Here is a 20878-nt window from a genome sequence, read left to right as displayed (position 1 = left end):
ACCAGCGCCGATGGTACTGCTAACGCGGGAGAGTAGGCCGCCGCCAGTTTTTATTTTATTTTTAAAAAACCTTTATCTTTACGATAAAGGTTTTTTTGTTATATACATACACCAACAACACAGCCCCAAAACCCAACAGAGACATAAGTAATGAGCAATGAGTAATAGGCAATGAGTAATGAGTAATTAGTAATTAGTAATAGATGCGACGTAATAAACTACCTAGCTCATATCTCCTTTATCTTCCTTCCTCCAGCTTCAAGCTTCATGCTTCCAGCCCTCTGTTTTTCCATTCTTTATCCAACAATGGGTCTTTACCTTCAATACTATTCTTTATTCCAACCCAGTCTGTCACTCCGTAGGAGTCTAAATAAAGTTCTTCGGTAGAATTAGAATAACAAAAATATTTAAGATGCTTCGACTCCGCTCAGCATGACACTGCTGATACTAACTGCTAAAAAACTTAGACATTTTCTTGTCATCTTACATCCTTTAAACCTCTCATACATGAACCTTGATTCTTACGGAATGACACAGCTGAAATAATGGCTTATTCATTCAATCTATAATGTAGAATGGGAAAAATAAATTGCATATAGTCAATATCATGAATTAAATTTCACTATGTGTGGAAAAATTGATATTTTAGTAAAGCGTTATCCGAAAAGCTTAAATAGAGTAGGAAATAACTAAAACTAAAATAACTATGAAAAATCTAGTGAAGATTTCAAGAGAGAGTTTAAAATCATTAAAAGGAAGCGGAGGACCTACATGTCCTGATGATCCTGCATTTGGAATGTGCTATCCTCCAGGCTGGCCAAATGGAATTTGCATGACTAAGTATCAATGCTGCATCAGACTTGGAAGTCCTGTCGAATTTTGTAAAGAAGAATATCTGTCTTAAATTATAATTAAGGCTTTTAAATAATAAGAATGCGGCTATCTCAAACTGAGATAGCCGCGTTTATTTTCTTATTTAGGAATTATCATACCTGTATTACACCTAAGTTGAATTTCTCAGTGATAGGAGCATTATTAGCAGCTTCAATTCCCATAGAAATCCATTTTCTGGTATCTGCAGGATTAATGATGGCATCTGTCCATAATCTTGCAGCTGCATAAGTAGATTCAGTTTGTTTCTGATATTTTTTAGAAATCGTATCCAGAATTTCGTTGTGCTCTTCTTCCGAAATTTCTTTTCCTTGTTTTTTCAATGTTGATTCCTGAATCTGAGCCAATACTTTTGCGGCTTGTGCTCCTCCCATTACTGCTAAGTCAGCCCAAGGCCATGCAACAATTAATCTTGGATCATAAGCTTTTCCACACATTGCATAATTACCTGCTCCATAAGAGTTACCCGTAATAATAGTGAACTTAGGAACAACAGAATTGGAAACTGCATTTACCATTTTAGCTCCATCTTTGATAATTCCGCCATGTTCTGACTTGGAACCAACCATAAATCCGGTAACATCCTGTAAGAAGATTAAAGGTATCTTTCTTTGATTACAATTGGCAATAAATCGGGTTGCTTTATCAGCAGAATCAGAGTAGATTACTCCTCCGAACTGCATTTCTCCTTTTCCACTTTTAACGAGCTTTCTCTGATTGGCTACAATTCCTACAGACCAGCCATCAACTCTTGCCGTTGCACAGATAATACTTTTACCGTAATCTGGCTTGTATTCTTCATATTCGGAGTTATCCACAATACACTTTATAATTTCATAAGTATCATATTGTTCAGCTCTTGAAACCGGCATAATTCCGAAAATATTTTCCGGGTTTTCTTTTGGTGGAAAACTCTCTATTCTGTCAAAGCCTGCTTTTTCAGTAGTTCCAATAGATTTCATGATGTTTTTGATTCTATTCAAAGCATCTTTATCATCTTTAGCTTTATAATCTGTTACACCTGAAATAGAGCAGTGAGTGGTCGCTCCACCTAATGTTTCGTTATCGATACTTTCTCCGATAGCTGCTTTTACAAGATAGCTTCCGGCAAGGAAAATAGAACCTGTTTTATCCACAATCATCGCCTCGTCGCTCATAATAGGAAGATAAGCTCCTCCAGCTACACAGCTCCCCATAACGGCAGAGATCTGGATGATTCCCATAGAACTCATTTTAGCATTATTTCTGAAAATTCGTCCAAAATGTTCTTTATCAGGGAAGATCTCATCCTGCATAGGAAGGTAAACACCTGCAGAGTCTACCAGATAAATAATAGGAAGTTTGTTTTCCATAGCAATTTCCTGTGCTCTCAGGTTTTTCTTTCCTGTGATAGGGAACCATGCACCAGCTTTTACAGAGGCATCATTAGCAACTACAATACATTGTCTTCCGGAAACGTAGCCAATAACAACCACTACACCTCCACTAGGACATCCTCCGTGCTCTTGATACATTTCATATCCTGCAAATGCACCCACTTCTATGGAATCTGAATTTTTATCGAGAAGATAATCTATTCTTTCTCTTGCTGTCATTTTTCCTTCATCACGAAGCTTTTGAAGCCTCTTCTCACCACCTCCTTTTTTGATTTCAGTGAGTAAGCGATTTATTTCAGATAATTTTAATCTGTTCTGATCTTCTCGTTTATTGAATTCGATGTCCATAAAATTTTCAATTTTTTACGCTTAAAGATACTATTTTTATGAGGAATACGAATTGGAAGTAAAACAGATGTTTAATTATTTGGTTTTTAGTAATTTGTGAAATTTTTAACTAAAAAATATTTTCAAATAATTTATATTTTTTCTAACTTTACATAAGAGTAATGGAGGGTGATAACCTCTGAAAATTACTCTGTTCCTAGTTTATTTTTTTAATAGTTTATTATTTGAAGGCCCTGAAAGTTTAACACATTTTCAGGGTTTTTTTATGATCAAATTGTAAACGCTAGTAATATTTTCTATATTCTACAATATTGAGATCGGTGGTATCATTTTTATATTTTTTGTATTTTTTTACAGGAATGAAGCCAAGTTTTTCCGGAATTTTTTTGCTGGCTATATTTTCTTCATCCACAGGATATAAAATATAGTTAAAAGTAAAATTATTTTCCAGGAATTCAATAAGAGTTGTTATGATTTCGGTTCCTAATCCTTTTCCTTGAGAGTTCTTTTTTAACCATAATCCAAGCTCAACAGATTCCTCTGTTATATTATGAATGCCGCAACAGCCCACAAAACCTTTATCGGAATCCAGAGCCACCATCACCAGATCTGTATTTTGTGACAAAGTTCTTTTTGATTCGTCAACAAAGTTGATTATATCCTGTCTATTCCCTTGCGGGTTAAAAGGCATGTATCTGGTCACCTCATTGGTAAAATGTTCCAAAATATCATCGATGTGTAAGTCTTCAACAGGACTTAAAGTAAGATGTTTTGTTTTGATTTCAATGCTCGGACTTAATATCATAATTAGTTGACTGATCTTTTTATTAAATTAATAGAAAGTGTTCTGAATTAAGAGTAAAGCTATAAAAAACTTTATTTATTATCTTTTTATTACTGTAAATTTATATTTTTTTACAAGATTTATAAAAGCGTATTTGTAAATTTGCACGTTAAAATAAAAAGGGGATAGGTTATGCATAAATTGGCACTTTTCAGGTTGCATTTAATAGTTTTTTTATGGGGGTTCACTGCAATTCTGGGAAAATTGATTCAGGCCAATGCACAGATTCTGGTTTTTTACAGAATGTTGTTTGCCTCTATTTTTCTTTGCATATTCATCAGGATTTTTAAAAAGGAGAGCATAAAGGTTTCCAAAAAAATATTTTTTCAACTGGCAGCAATAGGTTTTGCGATGGCACTCCATTGGTACTGCTTTTTTTACTCTATTAAAGTTTCCAATGTTTCTATTGCGCTAAGCTGTCTTTCTTTATCTACACTTTTCGCCTCAATTTTGGAGCCGATTATTTTCAAGAGGAAAATTGATGCATCTGAAGTAATCATGGGAACTGTTATTGTGGCCTGTATACTATTGATCTTTAAGACAGAATTTCATTTTAAAGAAGGTATTATTTATGGAATTTTGTGTGCTATATTCGGAACTATTTTTTCTGTTTTTAATGGTAAGATGTTTGGGAAAACAAGTTCGGGGAACATTATTTTTTATGAAATTTTCTGTGGTTGGTTCATTTTAATGTTATTTTATTTGTTTTCAGGGCAAATTTTTCAGATGAATGAAATAAACTACAGAGATCTGGCGTTAATATGCTTGTTAGCCAGTGTTTTCACTGCTTTTCCAATGCTGGAATCGGTGAATTTAATGAAATATATATCACCTTTTACTTTAATTTTAACAGTTAATTTAGAACCGGTCTACGGAATTATACTAGCTTTTTTTATCTTTGGGGAATCAGAACATATGAGCCCTATATTTTATGTCGCTTCAGGTGTTATGATACTGGCAATCATTGCAAATGGATTAATAAAAGCCAGAAAAACTAAAAACTTAAACTAAGCATCAAATTTATATGATGAAAAAATATTTTTTACTTGCATTTTCACTGCTGTTTGGGCTTTCTCAATCTCAGATTATCAGGAAATATTCCAATGAATTCTTAAATATCGGAGCCGGAGCAAGAGGACTTGCCATGGGAGGAGCAGTAATTACCAACCAGGATGACGTATATTCTCCAATGTGGAACCCTGCAGGTTTAATGTCAGTCGAAAGAGATTGGCAAGGAGCTGCAATGCATGCGGAATACTTTGAATCCATTGCAAAATATGACTATCTGGCCTATGCAAAAGTACTTGAAGAAGGTGTTTTTGGGGTTTCGGTAGTAAGGCTTGGAGTTGACAATATTTTAAATACTACCCAAATGATCGATTCTGAAGGGAATATCGATTATGATAAAATTACCAAGTTCTCCCAATCCGATTATGCTGCTATTCTTTCTTATGCTTTCAGACCGGGAGGAAATCCAAAATTGGATGTTGGGGTGAATGCTAAAATTGTTTATAGAAATGTAGGTAAATTTGCAAATGGTTATGGTTTTGGTTTCGATGTGGGAGCAATTTATAAAGCAGATAACGGATGGAAATTCGGAGGTATGGTGAGAGATATTACGACTACTGTAAACTTCTGGACGATTAATCAGAAAGAACTTTCTACTGTTGTAAACGGGGAAGAATTTAACCCTGCTCCTAAAGATAAACTTGAACTTACAATGCCGAAGCTGAATGTAGGTGCCAGCAAGCTATTCGAAATCAATAGCAGTGTGTATGTATTACCGGAAGCAGGTATCAATGTTGATTTTGCTAAAACAGCATCATTAATTTCAACAGATTTTGCCAGTATCAGTCCCTATGCAGGAGCTGAACTGGGATATCAGAAAATGATTTTTGTGAGATTGGGGATCAATAGATTCCAGTCTATTACAGATATAGAAGACCTTAAAAGAAAAGTTTCTTTCCAGCCGAGTGCAGGTCTTGGGATCAGATATAGAGGACTTACACTGGATTATGCAATTACGAATTCAGGAATTGGCGGATCTAATTTCTATTCCAATTTCTTCTCATTAAAACTGGATATGGGAGCATTTAGAAACGATTAAAATTATAAAAATGAAAAAGTTATCAATATTGGTGATGGTTGTTTGCTCAACAATAGCTTTCGCACAAAAGGTTTCGGATTATAAATATGTTGCAGTTCCCGAAAAATTTCAGACTTTCAGCGGAGATTACGGATTGAAAAACTCTTTTCTTAAAGCTCTGACAGAAAGAAAATATATAATTCTTCCTATTATTAAAGATAACTGGCCATCTGAAGCCAAAACCAATTATTGTAATGTGGTTACAGCAGATGTTCTAAATGATAAAAATATATTTAAAAATAAACTGATATTGCAATTTAAAGATTGTAATAACAATTTGATACTGGAATCTAAAGGGAGTTCAAATATTAAAGAATTTGAAGAAGGACTTGGCGAAGCATTGAAGCAGGCTTTGATAAAAGTACCGGCTTCCAATCCCGCTGCGTTATTACCTGCATCTAATAATAGTGCTCAACATACATCTCCTGACCCTGTGGTATCTGTAGCGTCTACAACAACTCCGGAGGCGAGTAATTACTCGAACGGGAAACTGGATCTTCAGAAAATACAGATTGATCCTAGCCAGTTTATTTTGGCAAAGTCTGGTAGCTCAGTACCATTTGCTATTTTCAAAGCAACTTCAAAAAATTCTGTTTTCCTTGTAAAAATGGCTGATGGAAATACAACGATCGGATATTTTGAAAATGGGAATATTGTAATAGATCTTCCACAGACAGATGGAAGATATGCGAAAGAAGTTTTTGCCGCAAAATAATCAAATAAAAATAAATAAGTACAAAAGGCTCTTGAAAAAGAGCCTTTTATAATATATATGTTGATGTGTTTTTCATTTTTTTCGAAAATACTATCCTATAGATATGGAAGGTAATCTAACCATTCATAATCTAAATAAGATGGTGGAAGTATTTATAAAATGAGTGAAATTTTCATAGTATTATTGTTATTAGTTGATAACTCTAATTTATGAAAAAAATACATATAATAATATTTTTTAATAAAATATTTATTTATTTGTGCTTTTTATTGTTGTGTTTGTTTTGTATTAAAAGGAATTTTGGTTTTTGTCCCATTTTGATAAAATGGTAAATTCCAATGAAATCTTACCGAAAAAAAAACTTTTATCTGTGGAAATCGAACTATTGTGCTATGTCAGATCATTAATTAGCATTAAAAAACTCCCAAATTACCTTAGCCTTACTCTTACCTAGAATTTCTTCCAGGGTTTCCAGATTAGCTTCTTTGATACGTTTTACAGACTTCAGTTTAGACAGGAGTAATTCAATAGTTTTTTCTCCCACACCGGGAATTTCTTCCAGCTCAGATTTTATAGTAGAATTTTTCCTTCTCGTTCTGTGATGTTTTACTCCAAATCGGTGGGCTTCATCACGTACACGCTGAAGGATTTTCAATGTTTCAGATTTTTTATCGAGATATAACGGAATAGGATCTTCCGGGAAGAAAATTTCTTCCAGCCTCTTGGCGATCCCTACAATGGTAATTTTTCCGTACAGACCTAATAACCTCAGGCTTTTGACAGCAGAAGAGAGTTGCCCTTTTCCTCCATCTATCAGAATCAGCTGGGGAAGACTTTCTCCTTCATCAAGCATTCTTTTGTAACGGCGGTAGATGACCTCTTCCATGGTTGCAAAATCATTTGGCCCTTCTACCGTTTTAGGATGGAAAATTCTGTAATCTGCTTTACTCGGTTTTCCATCTTTAAAAACAACACAGGCAGACACGGGATTGGTTCCCTGAATATTTGAGTTATCAAAACCTTCAATATGTCTTGGTTCTACCGGCATTCTCAGAAGTTTCTGCATTTCAGCCATGATTCTGTTGGTATGCCTTTCAGGATCTACAATCTGAACCTGCTTCAGCTTTTCCAGACGGTATTCTTTTGCATTTTTTTCAGAAAGCTCTACAATTCTTTTTTTGTCTCCAACTTTTGGAACAATCAGTTTTACATTGGGAATTTCTACAGACAAATGAAAGGGTAAGAGAACTTCTTTAGAATCTGAAGAAAACTTTTGGCGAATCTCTATCAAAGCTTCTTCCATAATGTCTTCATCGGTTTCCTCAAGAATCTTTTTGATTTCTGTGGTAAAACTCTGGATGATATTTCCGTTTCTTATCTTAAAGAAATTGACATATGCTGCGGTTTCGTCACTGGTCATTCCGAAAACATCCACATCATCAATATTCGGATTAACAACTGTGTTTTTAGCCTGATAATCTTCAAGAATATCCAGTCTTTCCTTAATGATCTGAGCCTCTTCAAACTTCAGGTTGGAAGCCAGTTTCATCATCTGATTCACCAGGTAATCTTTTGCTTTCCGGAAATCCCCTTTGATAATTCCACGGATGGCATCTATTTTTTCGTCATAATCTTCCTTACTTTCAAGATCTTCACATGGCCCTTCACAGTTTTTGATGTGGTATTCCAGGCAGACCTTATATTTTCCATCCGCAATTTTAGATGGAGAAAGATTCAGGTTACAGGTTCTAAGCTTATAAATATGTTTTATGGTATCCAGTAATATTTTTGCAGGACGTACTTTTGCATAAGGACCGTAATATTCTGATCCGTCTTTTATGACATTTCTTGTCAGGAAAATTCTTGGGAAATCTTCATTTTTGATGCAGATCCATGGATAAGTTTTATCATCCTTCAGCATGACATTATAAAACGGCTGATGCTCTTTAATCAGGTTATTTTCCAATAATAGGGCATCATACTCACTGTTTACAATCGTCGTTTCCAGCCGCTGGATTTTGCTGACCATTATTTTGATCCTGTATCCGGAAAGGTTTTTGTTGAAATAAGAGAGAACCCTCTTTTTAAGATTTTTAGCTTTCCCAACATACAAAAGCTGTTCGTTTTTATCGTAATAACGATAAACACCGGGTTCGGATGGTAAGGTTTTGAGCTGTAGTTCTAAAGAAGGATTCATATAACAAAATTAAGGAAACTTTCCCTATTTAAAAAAGAAAAACCTGCAGATGGCTCTACAGGTTTTATTTTATGGTTCAAAGTATTTTATCCGTTTGCCATTGCAGTATATTCACTTACAAGAAAACTGAAGTAATCCCATTCTACAGAGTTCTTAGGATATTTTTTCATGAAATCCTGATTGTCTCCAAATAGAAAATCATAATTGTCTTCAAAATCATCTTTATGCAGCCACATTACCTTGTTGCCCTTTTTTACATAATAAGATTTGATAACTCCTCCTCCAAGCTGTGGGGATCCCATTACAGAAAAACCTGTTGTTTCTTTGGCTCTGGGATCGTGGTATACCGAAATAATATCATCAAAACCTGGATTGATAACCTGCATCAGAAATTCCTTATCATCTTTTTTGTTCTTTAAAGAAACAGTCTGATTTACAAAATAAATTCTGTCATTGTTGGTGTTTTTTGTCAACTTCTTAGTTCCGAAGTTTCTGATATTCCCCATGTATTTTGCCACTTTTGCAATCTTCTCTGCATTGCTTGGATACACATACATCTCATTGATCTGATCAGCATTGAAAGTAGCATTCTTTTTGGTCACACTGTCTTTGATAGCAACTTCGTAGATCTGCCCTTTTTTGGTTTCAATCTTATTACAGAAACCTTTGTAGCTTGTTCCGTCTTTTAAGATAATGGTAGATGTTTTCTTAGGAGATGGAGTATTAAAACCTTCATTAAAAAGGTAAGTTTCCATTTTTTTGATGTCCTCTTTAGAGTATTTTACTTTCTGCGCGAAAGCAGTTGTGCTTGCTACACATACAGCAAGTAGTAGAGTTTTCAGTCTCATGTATTATTGTTTTTAATTTTCGAGGCTAAAAGTAGTAAATTATTTCGCTTGTTTTATAAAAATATAGAAGATTGAAATTTAGCTTTTCCAATTATTGTTAAATGCGTAATTTTAAGGAAATTTTTTAGAAATGATATACGGAGTAGATGTTTTTACTTTCCATGATGTTCTGGAAATATGTAAAAAACCTAATAAAGCCAAGCTAAACAAAGCAGCAAAAGAACAAATTTTAAAATCTCAGAAAAACGTACAGAAAATAGTAGAGTCAGACAGATGTGTATATGGAATCAATACAGGATTCGGACCATTGTGTGATACTAAAATTTCAGCAGACGAAACCGCTCAGTTACAATACAACCTTATCATTTCTCATGCGGTAGGTGTAGGGAAGCCCATTGATAAAGAGCTTTCCAAGATTATGATGATTGCCAAAGTACATGCGCTTTCGAAAGGATTTTCAGGAGTTTCCCTGGAAGTGATTGAAAGAATGATTCTGATGCTTGAGAAAGATATCATTCCTGTAGTTCCTGAACAGGGATCTGTAGGAGCATCAGGAGACCTTGCTCCCTTAGCACATCTTGTACTGCCTTTACTTGGTTTAGGACAAGTTTGGGAAGGTGATCAGGTTTCTGATACCATGGAGGTTTTGAAAAAACATGACCTTGAACCATTAGCTTTAGGTCCAAAAGAAGGATTGGGATTAATCAATGGTACGCAGTTTATCCTTGCTCATGCGATCAAAGGACTTGAAAAATTTGAATACTTATTAGACCTTGCTGATATGACAGCTGCTATGAGTCTTGAAGCGTACAGAGGATCAGCAAGCCCATTTAAAAAGGAACTTCACGAGATCAGACCTTTCGAAGGCAGTAAAAAAGTGGCGGCAAGAATGCTTAAGTTCTTAAAGGGATCCGAAAATATGAAAGCTCATGAAGATTGTGAGAGAGTTCAGGATCCTTATTCCATGAGATGTGTACCACAGGTTCACGGAGCCAGCAGAAATGCTTTTGAGCATCTTAAAGGAATGGCAGAAACAGAATTGAACTCTGTAACAGATAATCCGATTGTCCTAAGCGCTGAAGAATCTATTTCAGGTGGAAACTTCCACGGACAGCTAATGGCGTTGCCTTTAGATTATGCTACATTAGCAGCTGCGGAATTGGGGAATATTTCAGACAGAAGAAGTTACTTATTATTAGAAGGAAAATATGGACTTCCGAGATTATTAACGGAAAGCTCAGGATTGAATTCCGGATTTATGATTCCTCAGTATACCTCAGCAGCGTTGGTTACAGAGAACAAAACATTATGTTTCCCTGCATCAGCAGACTCTATTCCAACAAGTTTAGGACAGGAAGATCATGTTTCTATGGGAAGTATTTCAGGAAGAAAATTCAATCAGGTTCTTGGAAACCTTGTGAACATTCTTTCTGTTGAGTTGATGTTTGCAGCTCAGGGACTGGAATTCAGAAGACCGGCGAAATGCTCTAAAGTAATTGAAGAAAACTTTGCTATTCTTCGTTCTAAAGTTGCCAAGCTGGAAGATGACAGACTGATCGGTAAAGATATGCTCGCAATTGCTGAGTTAATTAACGAAAGAAAATTTGTTGTCAACTAATCCAAATAAAATAAAGGCTTCCGAAAGGGAGCTTTTTTGTTTTCTACTAAATAATGGCTGGGTTTAAACCTATCTATAAGGTTTGATTCTATCCACATTCATCTTTTAATCAAATAAAAATGCATATCCTCAGAACAGATTCCACTAATAAAGATTTTCAGGACCTTGTAAAACTCCTCGATGCCACTTTGTCTGAACATAATGGTGAAAATGATGACTTCTTTGCTCAGTTCAATACAATAGATACCATCAAAAACTGTGTCGTAGCTTATATAGATGATATTCCCGCAGCCTGCGGAGCATTCAAACCATTTTCAGAAGATACTGTAGAAATTAAAAGAATGTTTACCCATCCGGAATTCAGAAAGAAAGGACTAGGTTCCACCATTGTAAAAGAACTTGAAAGTTGGGCAACAGAATTGAACTTTACAAAAGCTGTTTTGGAAACTTCCAGGGATCTTAAAAGTGCCATCTCAGTTTATCAAAAAAGAGGTTTTTATCAAATACCCAATTATGGACAATACGTTGGAATAGAGCAAAGTGTGTGCTACGGGAAAGTATTGTAATTTAATATTCATGTAATGCTAAATTCATTTTTTTTCAATTTTTAATTCCCGTTAAAGTGTTATATTGTGGCCTCAACCAAAATTATAACATATGAAAAAAACTGTATTCCTATTAGCAATATTTTTTGCTTTAAACTCTTGCTCAAGAGAAGAACTTCAGAACGAAAATGTAAAAACCGAAATGGCTCAGAAAGATCCATTGACTGCAAAACAGATCAACGAAAGGATCAATCAGGCGATTAAAACGGACGGTACTTTCAATTGGAAGAATGAATCCGATCATTTTGTATGGAGTGCTATTTTCCGTGGAAATAAAATGGTCTCTATCGGTTTTGGAGCTTCTAAAGATGACTTCGACAGAAGTAAATCTCCAAACAGCAACGATATTGAAAAGGAAGTTCTTTCTGTAATCAAAAAATATGAAGGAAAAGACGAAAGAAATTTTCTTCTTCTTTCAGATCAATATCTTAATCAGATGGATGTTGTGATAGAAAATGAGGAAACTGTTTCCGCGCTCCGACAAATGAAAAACATCCGATATGTAGAGCCGGCAGACTATCATTATTTTGAATTTGAAGCTCAATATAATGCAGCTGCAAAATCTTCAGGAAGTGGCTCGTCAGGATGTGGGTTCTCATCATCTACCTTAAGTACTGCAGACTATACTTCAACGACACCAAGTGCAAAAATACCTTGGGCTTTTGCTAAGCATAATATTCCTGATGCATGGAGCTACAGTACAGGTGCAGGTGTTACAATAGGACTTATTGATACAGGAGTTTCTCCTGAACAGACTTTGTTGGGAGGAAGTTTTAATAATGGAGCTTCTTCAGGAAGAACGATCAGTAAATACGGAGTATATAATTCAGATGGATCCGGAGATCAGTGTGGACACGGAACAAAAATGGCTTCCGTAATGGCAGCACCAAGAAATAATGCAGGATTACCTGTAGGAGTAGCTTATAATGCCAATCTTATTGCCTACAGAGCTGCAGAAAATGTTGTTCTTGAAACTTCCAGTGAACAGACTGCTGTAAAAACGGCTTTCACAGAATTGGGTAACAATACCAGTGTAAAAATCATCTCTATGTCAATGGGACATATCTTCTCCGTCGGAAAAATTGAAGATGGGGTTAAATATGCTTATTCTAAAGGAAAGCTGATCTTCTGTGCAGGTGGTACTTCAACCAGTTTCACTAGTTTTGTCGGAGTCATTTTCCCTGCATCAATGCCGGAAACTCAGGCGATAACAGGAGTAAAAGAAAATACTTCCAATCAGAAATGTGATGTGTGCCACTCGGGAAGTCAGATTGATTTTACTTTTCAGATGGAGAGACCTTCAGGGAATACTGTTCCTGTATTGAGCTATTATAATGGTCAGGCAGATTATGTAGGTGGTTCTTCAGTGGCTACAGCAGCTACAGCAGGAATTGCCGCTTTGGTTTGGGCTAAAAATCCATCATGGACAAGAGATCAGGTACTGAATAAAATGAGACAGTCTGCTACCTACTATCCAAATGTAAATTCAAGCTATGGCTACGGAAACATCAATGTTCTGAAAGCGGTACAATAAATAATAATTCCATAAAAAAGAAAAGGAAATATCTCAGCTGAGGTATTTCCTTTTTTATTGTAATATAGATTAGATTATCCTATCCTTACACTTGTCATACTCAATGATCCACCAATAAGCTCGTCATTGAATAAACTAAGCTCTTCGGACTTATCTTTCAGCCCTAAAGAGTAAAGTAGAGGAAGATAATGATCAGGTGTAGGAACAGCATATTGTAAGAAAGTCCCTTGTTTCTGATAATCAATAATATTTTGAAAGTTACCGTCAAGTAACCAGTTGTTGGTTTTTTCACGGGCTTCCACTGCCCAGTCCCAGCCAGCTCCCACTGTATTTATATTTTTCCAGTCGATGAGGCGGAGGTTATGAACAATATTTCCACTTCCGATAATAAGAATACCTTTTTCACGAAGTTTGTTGAGTCTTTTGGCAAGATCATAATGATACTGCGGAGGCTTTGTATGGTCAATACTCAGCTGGATCACCGGAATATCGGCATCAGGATACATATGTTTGATAACTGACCATGCACCATGATCCAGTCCCCAGTTGTGGTCTTCTTCCACATCTACAGGAAGAAGTAATTCCGCTGTTTCTCTCGCCAGTTCCGGACTTCCCGGAGCAGGATACTGTACATCAAAAAGTGCTTTTGGAAAACCATAAAAATCATGGATGGTTTTCGGCATATCCATAGCGGTTACAAAAGTTCCGTCTGTATACCAGTGGGCAGAAATACAAAGAATTGCATTAGGTTTTGGAATTTCTGTAGCTGCTTTCCGGAAACCCTGTACAAATTGATTCTCTTCAATGGCATTCATTGGTGAACCATGTCCAAGAAATAAAACAGGCATTCTCTGTGTGTTTTTAAAACCGTTGCTTATATTTTGAAGATCGTTGAGGTTCATAAATATTGAAGATTATAAAAAAATAAAAGGTTCAAGGCTTTTAGAAAATCCCCGAACCTTTTATCATATATATTAATTTACTATGCCTGTTTTACAAACTGTAATTCACCAGCTACTTTTACATCATCACTTACCATTACACCTCCTGCTTCAAGAGCTGCATTCCAGTTTAATCCGAAGTCTTTTCTGCTGATTTTTCCTTCAAAAGAGAAACCTGCTTTTGTATTTCCCCATGGGTCTACGTTGATTCCTCCGAAGTCTACATCAAGCGTTACAGGTTTTGTAATTCCGTTGATGGTAAGATTTCCAACGATAGAGTTATTTAACGCCTGAGATTCAAAAGTGATAGTAGGGTGTACTTCAGCATTGAAGAACTCTGCAGACTTTAGGTGGTTATCTCTGTCTGTATTGTTTGTGAATACAGAATCCGTCTGGATAGTAGCTGTAGTTTTTGCATTTGCAAAGAATTCGTCTTCAGACTCAATTTCAGCGGTGAAAGTTCTGAAGCTTCCTTTTACATTAGAAATCATCATGTGTTTTACTTTGAAAGTAATTTCACTATGCGTAGGGTCTAAAATCCATTTTGTTGCCATTGTATTTTGTATTTTTTGTTTGTTATTAATGATGCAAATTTAGGACAGTGTACCTATACAAGTCATTGATATAGGATAAGAAATGAGATTTTAACATTAATCGTCAATTTTGCTCCGCAAGTGAATAGTTATCACTTTCCAATAATTAAAAATTGACAAGCGTAGCGGATTGACAGTTCACGATTGACTCATTTAATAATCAAGGTCAATTTTGCTTTGCAAATGAATGATGAATTTATTCCAACATCAAATTGACAAGCGCAGCGGATTGACTCTTCAAAATTCACCTATCCTAATGCCTTTAAAAATTCTACTATTAAGTTAAGAAATAATTCCTTTGAATGCATGAATTCCATTTTATGAATGTTTTAATTTAACACTTCTTAACGAATGGTTTTTATTTCTTATTTTTGGAGGATTCAATTTTATACAATGAAATTACATAAATTTTCTTTATTGATGCTGGTTTTAGGCAGTTCAGCATTTGCCCAAACCCAGAAGTTTACCATGGCGGAGGCTGTAAATGGAATGAGAACCAACCTTGCTGTAAAAAATATCTCCCAGTTTTCATGGGCTGCAGACGGAAAATCTTATATCCAGGCCGTGAAAGGTGGTTATCTGATTACAGATTTGAAGACCAACAAACAGGATACTCTGATCTCGTTGAGTCAACTGAACAGAAACCTTTCCAATGATAAGTTTAAAGCTGTTCCACCTATTAAATTTACAGGAAATTCCAATGGCTATTTTACGACAGGTGGTAAAATGTCGTGGATTGAAAAATCAGGAAACGACTGGAAAGTAAAAAGCACAGCTACCATTGATCAGGATGCTGCAAACGTGAAAATGTTTGGTGACGGTCAGACTTTTGCCTTCACAACAAAGAATAATTTATTTATAAACAGAAACGGGAAAACCATTGCGGTTACCAACGAAACGAACGAAAATATCATTAGCGGACAAGCTGTTCACAGAAATGAATTTGGAATTGATACCGGAATTTTCCCGGCTCCAAACTCTGAGAGTGTTGCTTTCTATAAAATGGATCAGAGCATGGTTGCAGATTACCCAATCATCGATTGGTCTGTAACTCCGGCCGTAAATCATAATATCAAATATCCAATGGCTGGTCAGACTTCTCACCAGGTGACATTAGGGGTGTTCAATATTAAAACTCAAGCTACTACTTTCTTAAAAGTGGAAGGCGAAAAAGACCAATATCTAACGGCTGTTACCTGGAGTCCGGATTCAAAATACATCTTTGTAGGTGTACTGAACAGAGGTCAGAATCATATGAAAATGAATCAATATGATGCTGCGACAGGAGAATTGGTAAAAACTTTATTTGAGGAAACAGATAGTAAATATGTTGAGCCACAGCATCCACTTACATTCTTCCCAAACTCTAATACAGACTTCATTTGGCAGAGCCAGAGAACAGGATATAACCATCTGTTCCACTATAGCCTTGAAAAAGGACTGGTATCTCAAATTACAAAAGGTGACTGGCTGGTAACGGAGATTTTAGGATTCAATGAAAAGAAAAAGGAAATCTATTTTACATCAACAAAAGAGACTCCTTTGGAAAGACATTTATACAGAATTAACTGGACCAATTTCAAAATGCAAAAGCTTGATAATGCAGAAGGAATGCACATCGGAACTTTGAGCAGCGATGGAAATTATCTGTATGACACTTACAGTAATGCCAATTCACCAAGAGTTGCCAACATTATCAATACAGTGAATTTAAAAACTACCAATATCCTTACTTCTGAAAATCCATTAAAGAATTATCAGAGACCGGAAATTAAAAACGTAACTTTAAAAGCAGATGACGGAACTCCTTTGTACGGAAAAATCATTCTTCCAACCAACTTTGATCCAAATAAAAAATACCCCACCATTGTTTATCTGTACAACGGACCACACTTGCAGCTGATCACAAATACTTTCCCTGCTTCAGGAAATCTTTGGTATGAATATATGGCCCAGAACGGTTATATTATTTTTACGATGGACGGAAGAGGTTCTTCTAACCGAGGAATGAAGTTTGAGCAGGCTGTATTCAGAAACCTGGGAACTACAGAAATGAATGACCAGATGAAAGGAGTAGACTACTTAAAGTCGCTTCCTTATGTAGATGGAGATAAAATGGGAATCCATGGATGGAGTTTCGGAGGATTTATGACAACAAGCTTCATGCTTCGTAAACCGGATGTATTCAAAGTGGGTGTAGCAGGAGGACCTGTAATCGACTGGAGCATGTACGAAATCATGTATGGAGAAAGATATATGGATACTCCACAGGAAAATCCACAGGGATATGCAGCGGCTAATCTTCTGGATAAAGTTCAGAATCTGAAAGGAAAATTACTGATGATTCACGGGGCGCAGGATGATGTGGTGGTATGGCAGCATTCTATCAAGTTTATCAAGTCAGCTGTGGATAACGGAGTTCAGTTGGATTACTTTACGTATCCGGGACATCCGCATAATGTGATTGGGAAAGACAGAGTTCACCTGATGCAGAAAATCACAGATTATTTTGATTTGTATCTGAAGAAATAATAATACAATCCAGCCTGGTTTTAGGCTGGATTTTTTGTTTTTGCTATACAAGTATTATGTTTTTTTGGAAAATGCAAAGGCGCAAGATTATTAAATGGTTATGTTGTAAGACGCAAGGATTTTATCTGTGATAAAATTGTACAGTTCTAATACTATATACACTGTATGCATAAATCTTTGATTTTCTTGCGTCTTGAAACAGTATAAAAATAAAAACTCCTTGCGCCTTTGCATTTTCCAACAAATACACACTTCATTTTCAGTATTGCCGATCTTAACAAACATCAATGTTTTTGATATTTCAGAGTGGTATTTTTGTATCACTAAAATCAACAATATGGAATTAGGAATTGGAATGTTCGGAGATTTGGCTTTAGACCAATCTACCGGAAAATATAGAGATGCAGGAATTAAAATCCGTGAGATACTGGATCAGGTAAAATTCATGGATGAGGTGGGAATTGATGTTTTCGCAATGGGAGAACATCACCGTCCTGATTATGCTGTTTCCTCCCCGGAGATTGTTTTGGCAGCAGCAGCAAGTATTACAAAAAATATAAAACTGGCCAGTGGAGTTACTGTTTTAAGTTCTTCGGAGCCGGTAAAAGTATATGAAGATTTTGCAACGCTGGATTTAATTTCAGACGGAAGAGCAGAGATATTTGTGGGACGTGGAAGTTTCATTGAGTCATTTCCTTTGTATGGCTATTCATTGAATGACTATGAACAGTTATTTGACGAAAAATTAGAATTATTACTGAAAATCAATTCTGAAGAAAACGTAAGCTGGTCAGGAAAACTTCGTGCTCCGATGCAGAATCAAACGGTGTATCCAAGAGCAAAAAATGATGGAAAGCTTTCAATCTGGAGAGCTGTCGGAGGAACTCCTCAATCTGTTTTGAGCGCAGCACAGCTTGGAATGCCTTTAGTGGTAGCCATTATTGGAGGAATGCCGATTCAGTTTAGAAATTTAATTGAATTCTACAAACAGGAATACCAAAAAGCAGGGCATGATGTTTCGAAAATGCAGATTGCGGTTCACTCCCATACTTTTGTAAGTGATGATCAAAAAGTAGTAGATGGGTATTTCCATAATTATAAATCTCAGATGGATAGGATAGGAGCTTCCAGAGGATGGGCGCCTTACACAAAAGCACAGTATGAGGGTGGAAGAAGCAAAGACGGTGCTTTATTCATCGGCAGTCCGGCTGAAGTAGCAGATAAGATTGCTTATATGAAAGAGATTTTCGGAATTACAAGATTTATCGGGCATATGGATGTGGGAGATCCTGCCCATGACGTGATGATGAAGTCTATTGAATTATTCGGAAAAGAGGTAAAACCTGCCATTAAAGACTTATAAAATAAAAGAGACTGTCTCAGAAGTGTCATTCTGACGAAGGAAGAATCTCATAGATAACCAAATACATGAGATTCTTCACTACATTTATGAACTTCGTTCGCAGACTTTCAGTCTGTGTTCAGAATGACAAAAGTCAAATTGTTTGACTTTTGAGATAGTCTCTTTCTATAGAAATCACAAAAATTATATTTCCTGATAATAGGCAATTGACATCTGAGGATGAAACGGAAGCATGAAAGTTTCCCATCCATTTTCCAGGTCTGTTTCTTTGCTGAGAAGGTATTTACCATCAATAATATCAATCAGTAGAAGTTCAGGTGAGAAAAAAGTAAGACCTATTTTATGTTTTGAAGGATCTTCGAGATGAGAAGAGACCAGATCTAATTTAAAATTTTCAAATGAGAAGAAGGTATTCCCTAAAACATCCGGAATACTTCTGATTATTCCACCCAATTGCGAAACATAATTGTTAGCCGCACTGCTCAATAAAAAAGGGATTTTCTGAGCGTTCGGATTTTTCTGAAGCAGTTCCCAATAATTCTTTACGGGATTATCTTTGTCATCAAAAACCTGATGCTGAATTTTATATTCAAAATAAGTATCATCAAATACATAGCGATCCCAAATCATTTCCGAACTTTGATCGATAACAATACGGAAAGCGAGTTTTATTTTTTTCATCGTTTCATCCATTTTATCATTTTACACTTCCATAAAAAGAATCAGGGCATTTTCACTTAAAGCTTCAAACTCCAGTTCTTCAAGTTCCCAAAGCAGAATAGCATCCCGGTTTTCCATCAGTCTGTTCTGAAATTCAAATGCGCCGTTGAGAACCATCCCAAAAATAGATTTATCAGCATCTTTCAATGCATAATATCCTTCAGCACGTCCATTATAAAGTCCGATAAAGTTAGGCTGCTGTAATACCTTAGAAATAGTAAAGACATTGTTTTTTAGGGTGAAATCCAGTACATTTTTGGTGTAGTTCTGAATATTTTCTTGTTTTTTTAATTCAAAAATTAAAAGATCTGTCTGATCGTGATAGATCATATTTTTGATGACAATATCTTTTCCTTTCTGGGTATTCAGCGTGAGAGACATTCCTGCCGAAATTGTTTCATAAAAATCATTGATAATAATTTCCCCGTACAAAGGCAGTATGAGAAGAGTTCTTTCTTCTTCAAAACTAAGTCTTAATTCTCCTTCAATATCCAGAACCACCTCTTTGACGTTATACAGAGTATAAGTTCTATCTTTATCGTTAAGAATCTCAGTAACGGTATTTTTATCATTTTCCTGCCAGATTCTGAAATCGTTTTTGAAAATTTTTGAAGGGCTTTGAACTAACATAGGAGACATTTTAATATTCCCACGAGACACAGATCTATACATTGCTTTTGAGGATGAGAAACAAACAATTCCTATTGAGATCAGACCTGTGCTTTGTGGAAATGGGATAATAACTAATATTTAAGAAACTTTTCAGAGTTTATGCCGATACTTTTATCGTATGAGTGAGAGCAAAACCACCACTTACACTTCCTGAGATAGCAGACATTTCATTAGAGGTTCCATCACTGAACACATTATCATTGGCATTGTAGGTGTAGCCGCTCATTCCTTTGTATCCGGTACTTGCTGCTACCAGTACCACAGCACTGTCACTTCCCTCAGGAAATGCAATCTGAGTCACCAATAAAGACTGTCCTGCAGAATTATAAACATGAACATGGATATGAGTGGCTCTCCCATTGTACCAACCCGGAAAAATAGAAGTGAATTTTACCTGACCATTCGCATCTGTAGTCTGTCTTCCTCTTAAAAAATGAACCGTCGTGTAGTTGGTAGGCTGCATTCCTGTTCCTCCATATTCAGAGTAGTTTCCATCTTTATCGCAGTGCCAGATATCCACAAAAGCGCCCTGTAAAACTGCACAGCTGGTATTCACATTCTGTATCGTGATCGTAATGGTAAAAGGAACTCCGGTTCTGTCGCTCACAATATTACTTTGAACCAAGCTTGATGGAGATTTTGTAGGAAACGGCCCTTCAGTTTCAGTATTGGTAACCGAACATCCTGTAGAACCTGATCCTGTTGAGGTACCAGAAGATGAATCCGTAATATCATCATCATTTCCGCAATGGATTAAAAGAGGAGCGGCAACGGCTGTTACTCCGGCTAATCCAAGGCTTTTCAGAAAGCCTTTTCTATTCATTGTTTTCATAATACAGGGTTTTAAGATTATATTTTTGGCTGGAAGAGGGAGGCTGGGAGTGGGAAGTTATTTGGAACTATAAAACATCCAGAGCTTTGCTCACAGCTTTCAG

At 36.0% G+C, this 20878-nt stretch carries 18 protein-coding genes; 9 read left to right on the top strand and 9 right to left on the bottom strand.

The genetic code is table 11. The features are described from left to right. Nucleotides 1-706 precede the first annotated feature (706 nt). Nucleotides 707-904, top strand: a complete 198-nt coding sequence (locus tag NK356_RS04010; protein WP_034693282.1) for a hypothetical protein — start codon at nt 707-709, stop codon at nt 902-904. Between the two features lie 82 nt (nt 905-986). Here NK356_RS04010 and NK356_RS04005 read toward each other — a convergent pair whose 3' ends face one another. After that, nucleotides 987-2615 (bottom strand): acyl-CoA carboxylase subunit beta, encoded by a 1629-nt coding sequence (locus tag NK356_RS04005; RefSeq protein ID WP_034693284.1) that lies wholly within the window; start codon nt 2613-2615, stop codon nt 987-989. A 283-nt stretch (nt 2616-2898) separates the two neighbouring features. Next, nucleotides 2899-3420, bottom strand: coding sequence for a GNAT family N-acetyltransferase (locus tag NK356_RS04000; protein WP_253316302.1), 522 nt, complete (start codon nt 3418-3420; stop codon nt 2899-2901). Nucleotides 3421-3591: 171 nt separating this feature from the next. Between NK356_RS04000 and NK356_RS03995 the strand changes: the two genes are divergently transcribed. The 3 genes from NK356_RS03995 to NK356_RS03985 are packed head-to-tail and all read left to right on the top strand — an operon-like array spanning nt 3592 to nt 6320. Further along, entirely contained in the window at nt 3592-4470 is an 879-nt protein-coding gene (locus NK356_RS03995; protein WP_253316301.1) for a DMT family transporter, read from the top strand. Nucleotides 4471-4483: 13 nt separating this feature from the next. Continuing rightward, nucleotides 4484-5566: a PorV/PorQ family protein gene (locus NK356_RS03990; protein WP_034693290.1), complete on the top strand. Its 1083-nt coding sequence runs from the start codon at nt 4484-4486 to the stop codon at nt 5564-5566. Nucleotides 5567-5576: 10 nt separating this feature from the next. Further along, nucleotides 5577-6320: a hypothetical protein gene (locus NK356_RS03985; RefSeq protein WP_253316300.1), complete on the top strand. Its 744-nt coding sequence runs from the start codon at nt 5577-5579 to the stop codon at nt 6318-6320. A gap of 403 nt (nt 6321-6723) precedes the next feature. Here NK356_RS03985 and uvrC read toward each other — a convergent pair whose 3' ends face one another. Both uvrC and NK356_RS03975 read right to left on the bottom strand, forming a co-directional pair. After that, nucleotides 6724-8517, bottom strand: coding sequence for an excinuclease ABC subunit UvrC (gene uvrC, locus NK356_RS03980; protein ID WP_253316299.1), 1794 nt, complete (start codon nt 8515-8517; stop codon nt 6724-6726). Nucleotides 8518-8603: 86 nt separating this feature from the next. After that, nucleotides 8604-9365 carry a hypothetical protein gene (locus NK356_RS03975; protein ID WP_253316298.1) on the bottom strand — a complete coding sequence of 254 codons (762 nt, stop codon included), beginning with the start codon at nt 9363-9365 and terminating at the stop codon, nt 8604-8606. Nucleotides 9366-9495: 130 nt separating this feature from the next. On the opposite strand from NK356_RS03975, the gene hutH reads away from it, so the two are divergent. From hutH to NK356_RS03960, 3 genes are all read left to right on the top strand, one after another. Beyond that, a complete protein-coding gene (hutH, locus tag NK356_RS03970) occupies nt 9496-10983 on the top strand; it encodes a histidine ammonia-lyase (protein WP_034693297.1) in 1488 nt (495 codons plus the stop codon). Between the two features lie 119 nt (nt 10984-11102). Beyond that, complete coding sequence (locus NK356_RS03965) at nt 11103-11549, top strand: GNAT family N-acetyltransferase (RefSeq protein WP_253316297.1); 447 nt, start codon at nt 11103-11105, stop codon at nt 11547-11549. A gap of 91 nt (nt 11550-11640) precedes the next feature. Continuing rightward, complete coding sequence (locus NK356_RS03960) at nt 11641-13122, top strand: S8 family serine peptidase (protein WP_253316296.1); 1482 nt, start codon at nt 11641-11643, stop codon at nt 13120-13122. Between the two features lie 74 nt (nt 13123-13196). Here NK356_RS03960 and ygiD read toward each other — a convergent pair whose 3' ends face one another. Then, nucleotides 13197-14024, bottom strand: coding sequence for a 4,5-DOPA dioxygenase extradiol (gene ygiD, locus NK356_RS03955; protein ID WP_034693302.1), 828 nt, complete (start codon nt 14022-14024; stop codon nt 13197-13199). A gap of 80 nt (nt 14025-14104) precedes the next feature. Further along, nucleotides 14105-14617: a YceI family protein gene (locus NK356_RS03950; protein WP_034693303.1), complete on the bottom strand. Its 513-nt coding sequence runs from the start codon at nt 14615-14617 to the stop codon at nt 14105-14107. Between the two features lie 432 nt (nt 14618-15049). Between NK356_RS03950 and NK356_RS03945 the strand changes: the two genes are divergently transcribed. Continuing rightward, complete coding sequence (locus NK356_RS03945) at nt 15050-17188, top strand: DPP IV N-terminal domain-containing protein (protein ID WP_253316295.1); 2139 nt, start codon at nt 15050-15052, stop codon at nt 17186-17188. Between the two features lie 337 nt (nt 17189-17525). Beyond that, the gene (locus NK356_RS03940) at nt 17526-18551 is read left to right on the top strand and encodes an LLM class flavin-dependent oxidoreductase (RefSeq protein ID WP_034693307.1); all 1026 of its coding nucleotides are present in this window, start codon (nt 17526-17528) and stop codon (nt 18549-18551) included. A 183-nt stretch (nt 18552-18734) separates the two neighbouring features. Here NK356_RS03940 and NK356_RS03935 read toward each other — a convergent pair whose 3' ends face one another. From NK356_RS03935 to NK356_RS03925, 3 genes are all read right to left on the bottom strand, one after another. Then, a complete protein-coding gene (locus NK356_RS03935; RefSeq protein ID WP_253316294.1) occupies nt 18735-19232 on the bottom strand; it encodes a hypothetical protein in 498 nt (165 codons plus the stop codon). A gap of 21 nt (nt 19233-19253) precedes the next feature. Continuing rightward, nucleotides 19254-19901 (bottom strand): hypothetical protein, encoded by a 648-nt coding sequence (locus NK356_RS03930; RefSeq protein ID WP_156106393.1) that lies wholly within the window; start codon nt 19899-19901, stop codon nt 19254-19256. Nucleotides 19902-20040: 139 nt separating this feature from the next. Beyond that, the gene (locus NK356_RS03925) at nt 20041-20775 is read right to left on the bottom strand and encodes an intradiol ring-cleavage dioxygenase (RefSeq protein ID WP_253316293.1); all 735 of its coding nucleotides are present in this window, start codon (nt 20773-20775) and stop codon (nt 20041-20043) included. Nucleotides 20776-20878: the final 103 nt, after the last annotated feature.

The organism is Chryseobacterium sp. S0630, from assembly GCF_024158915.1.
In the GTDB taxonomy this organism is placed as follows: domain Bacteria; phylum Bacteroidota; class Bacteroidia; order Flavobacteriales; family Weeksellaceae; genus Chryseobacterium.
Note: the sequence above shows the minus strand (reverse complement) of the source record. Positions and strands in the feature narration are given on the sequence as shown.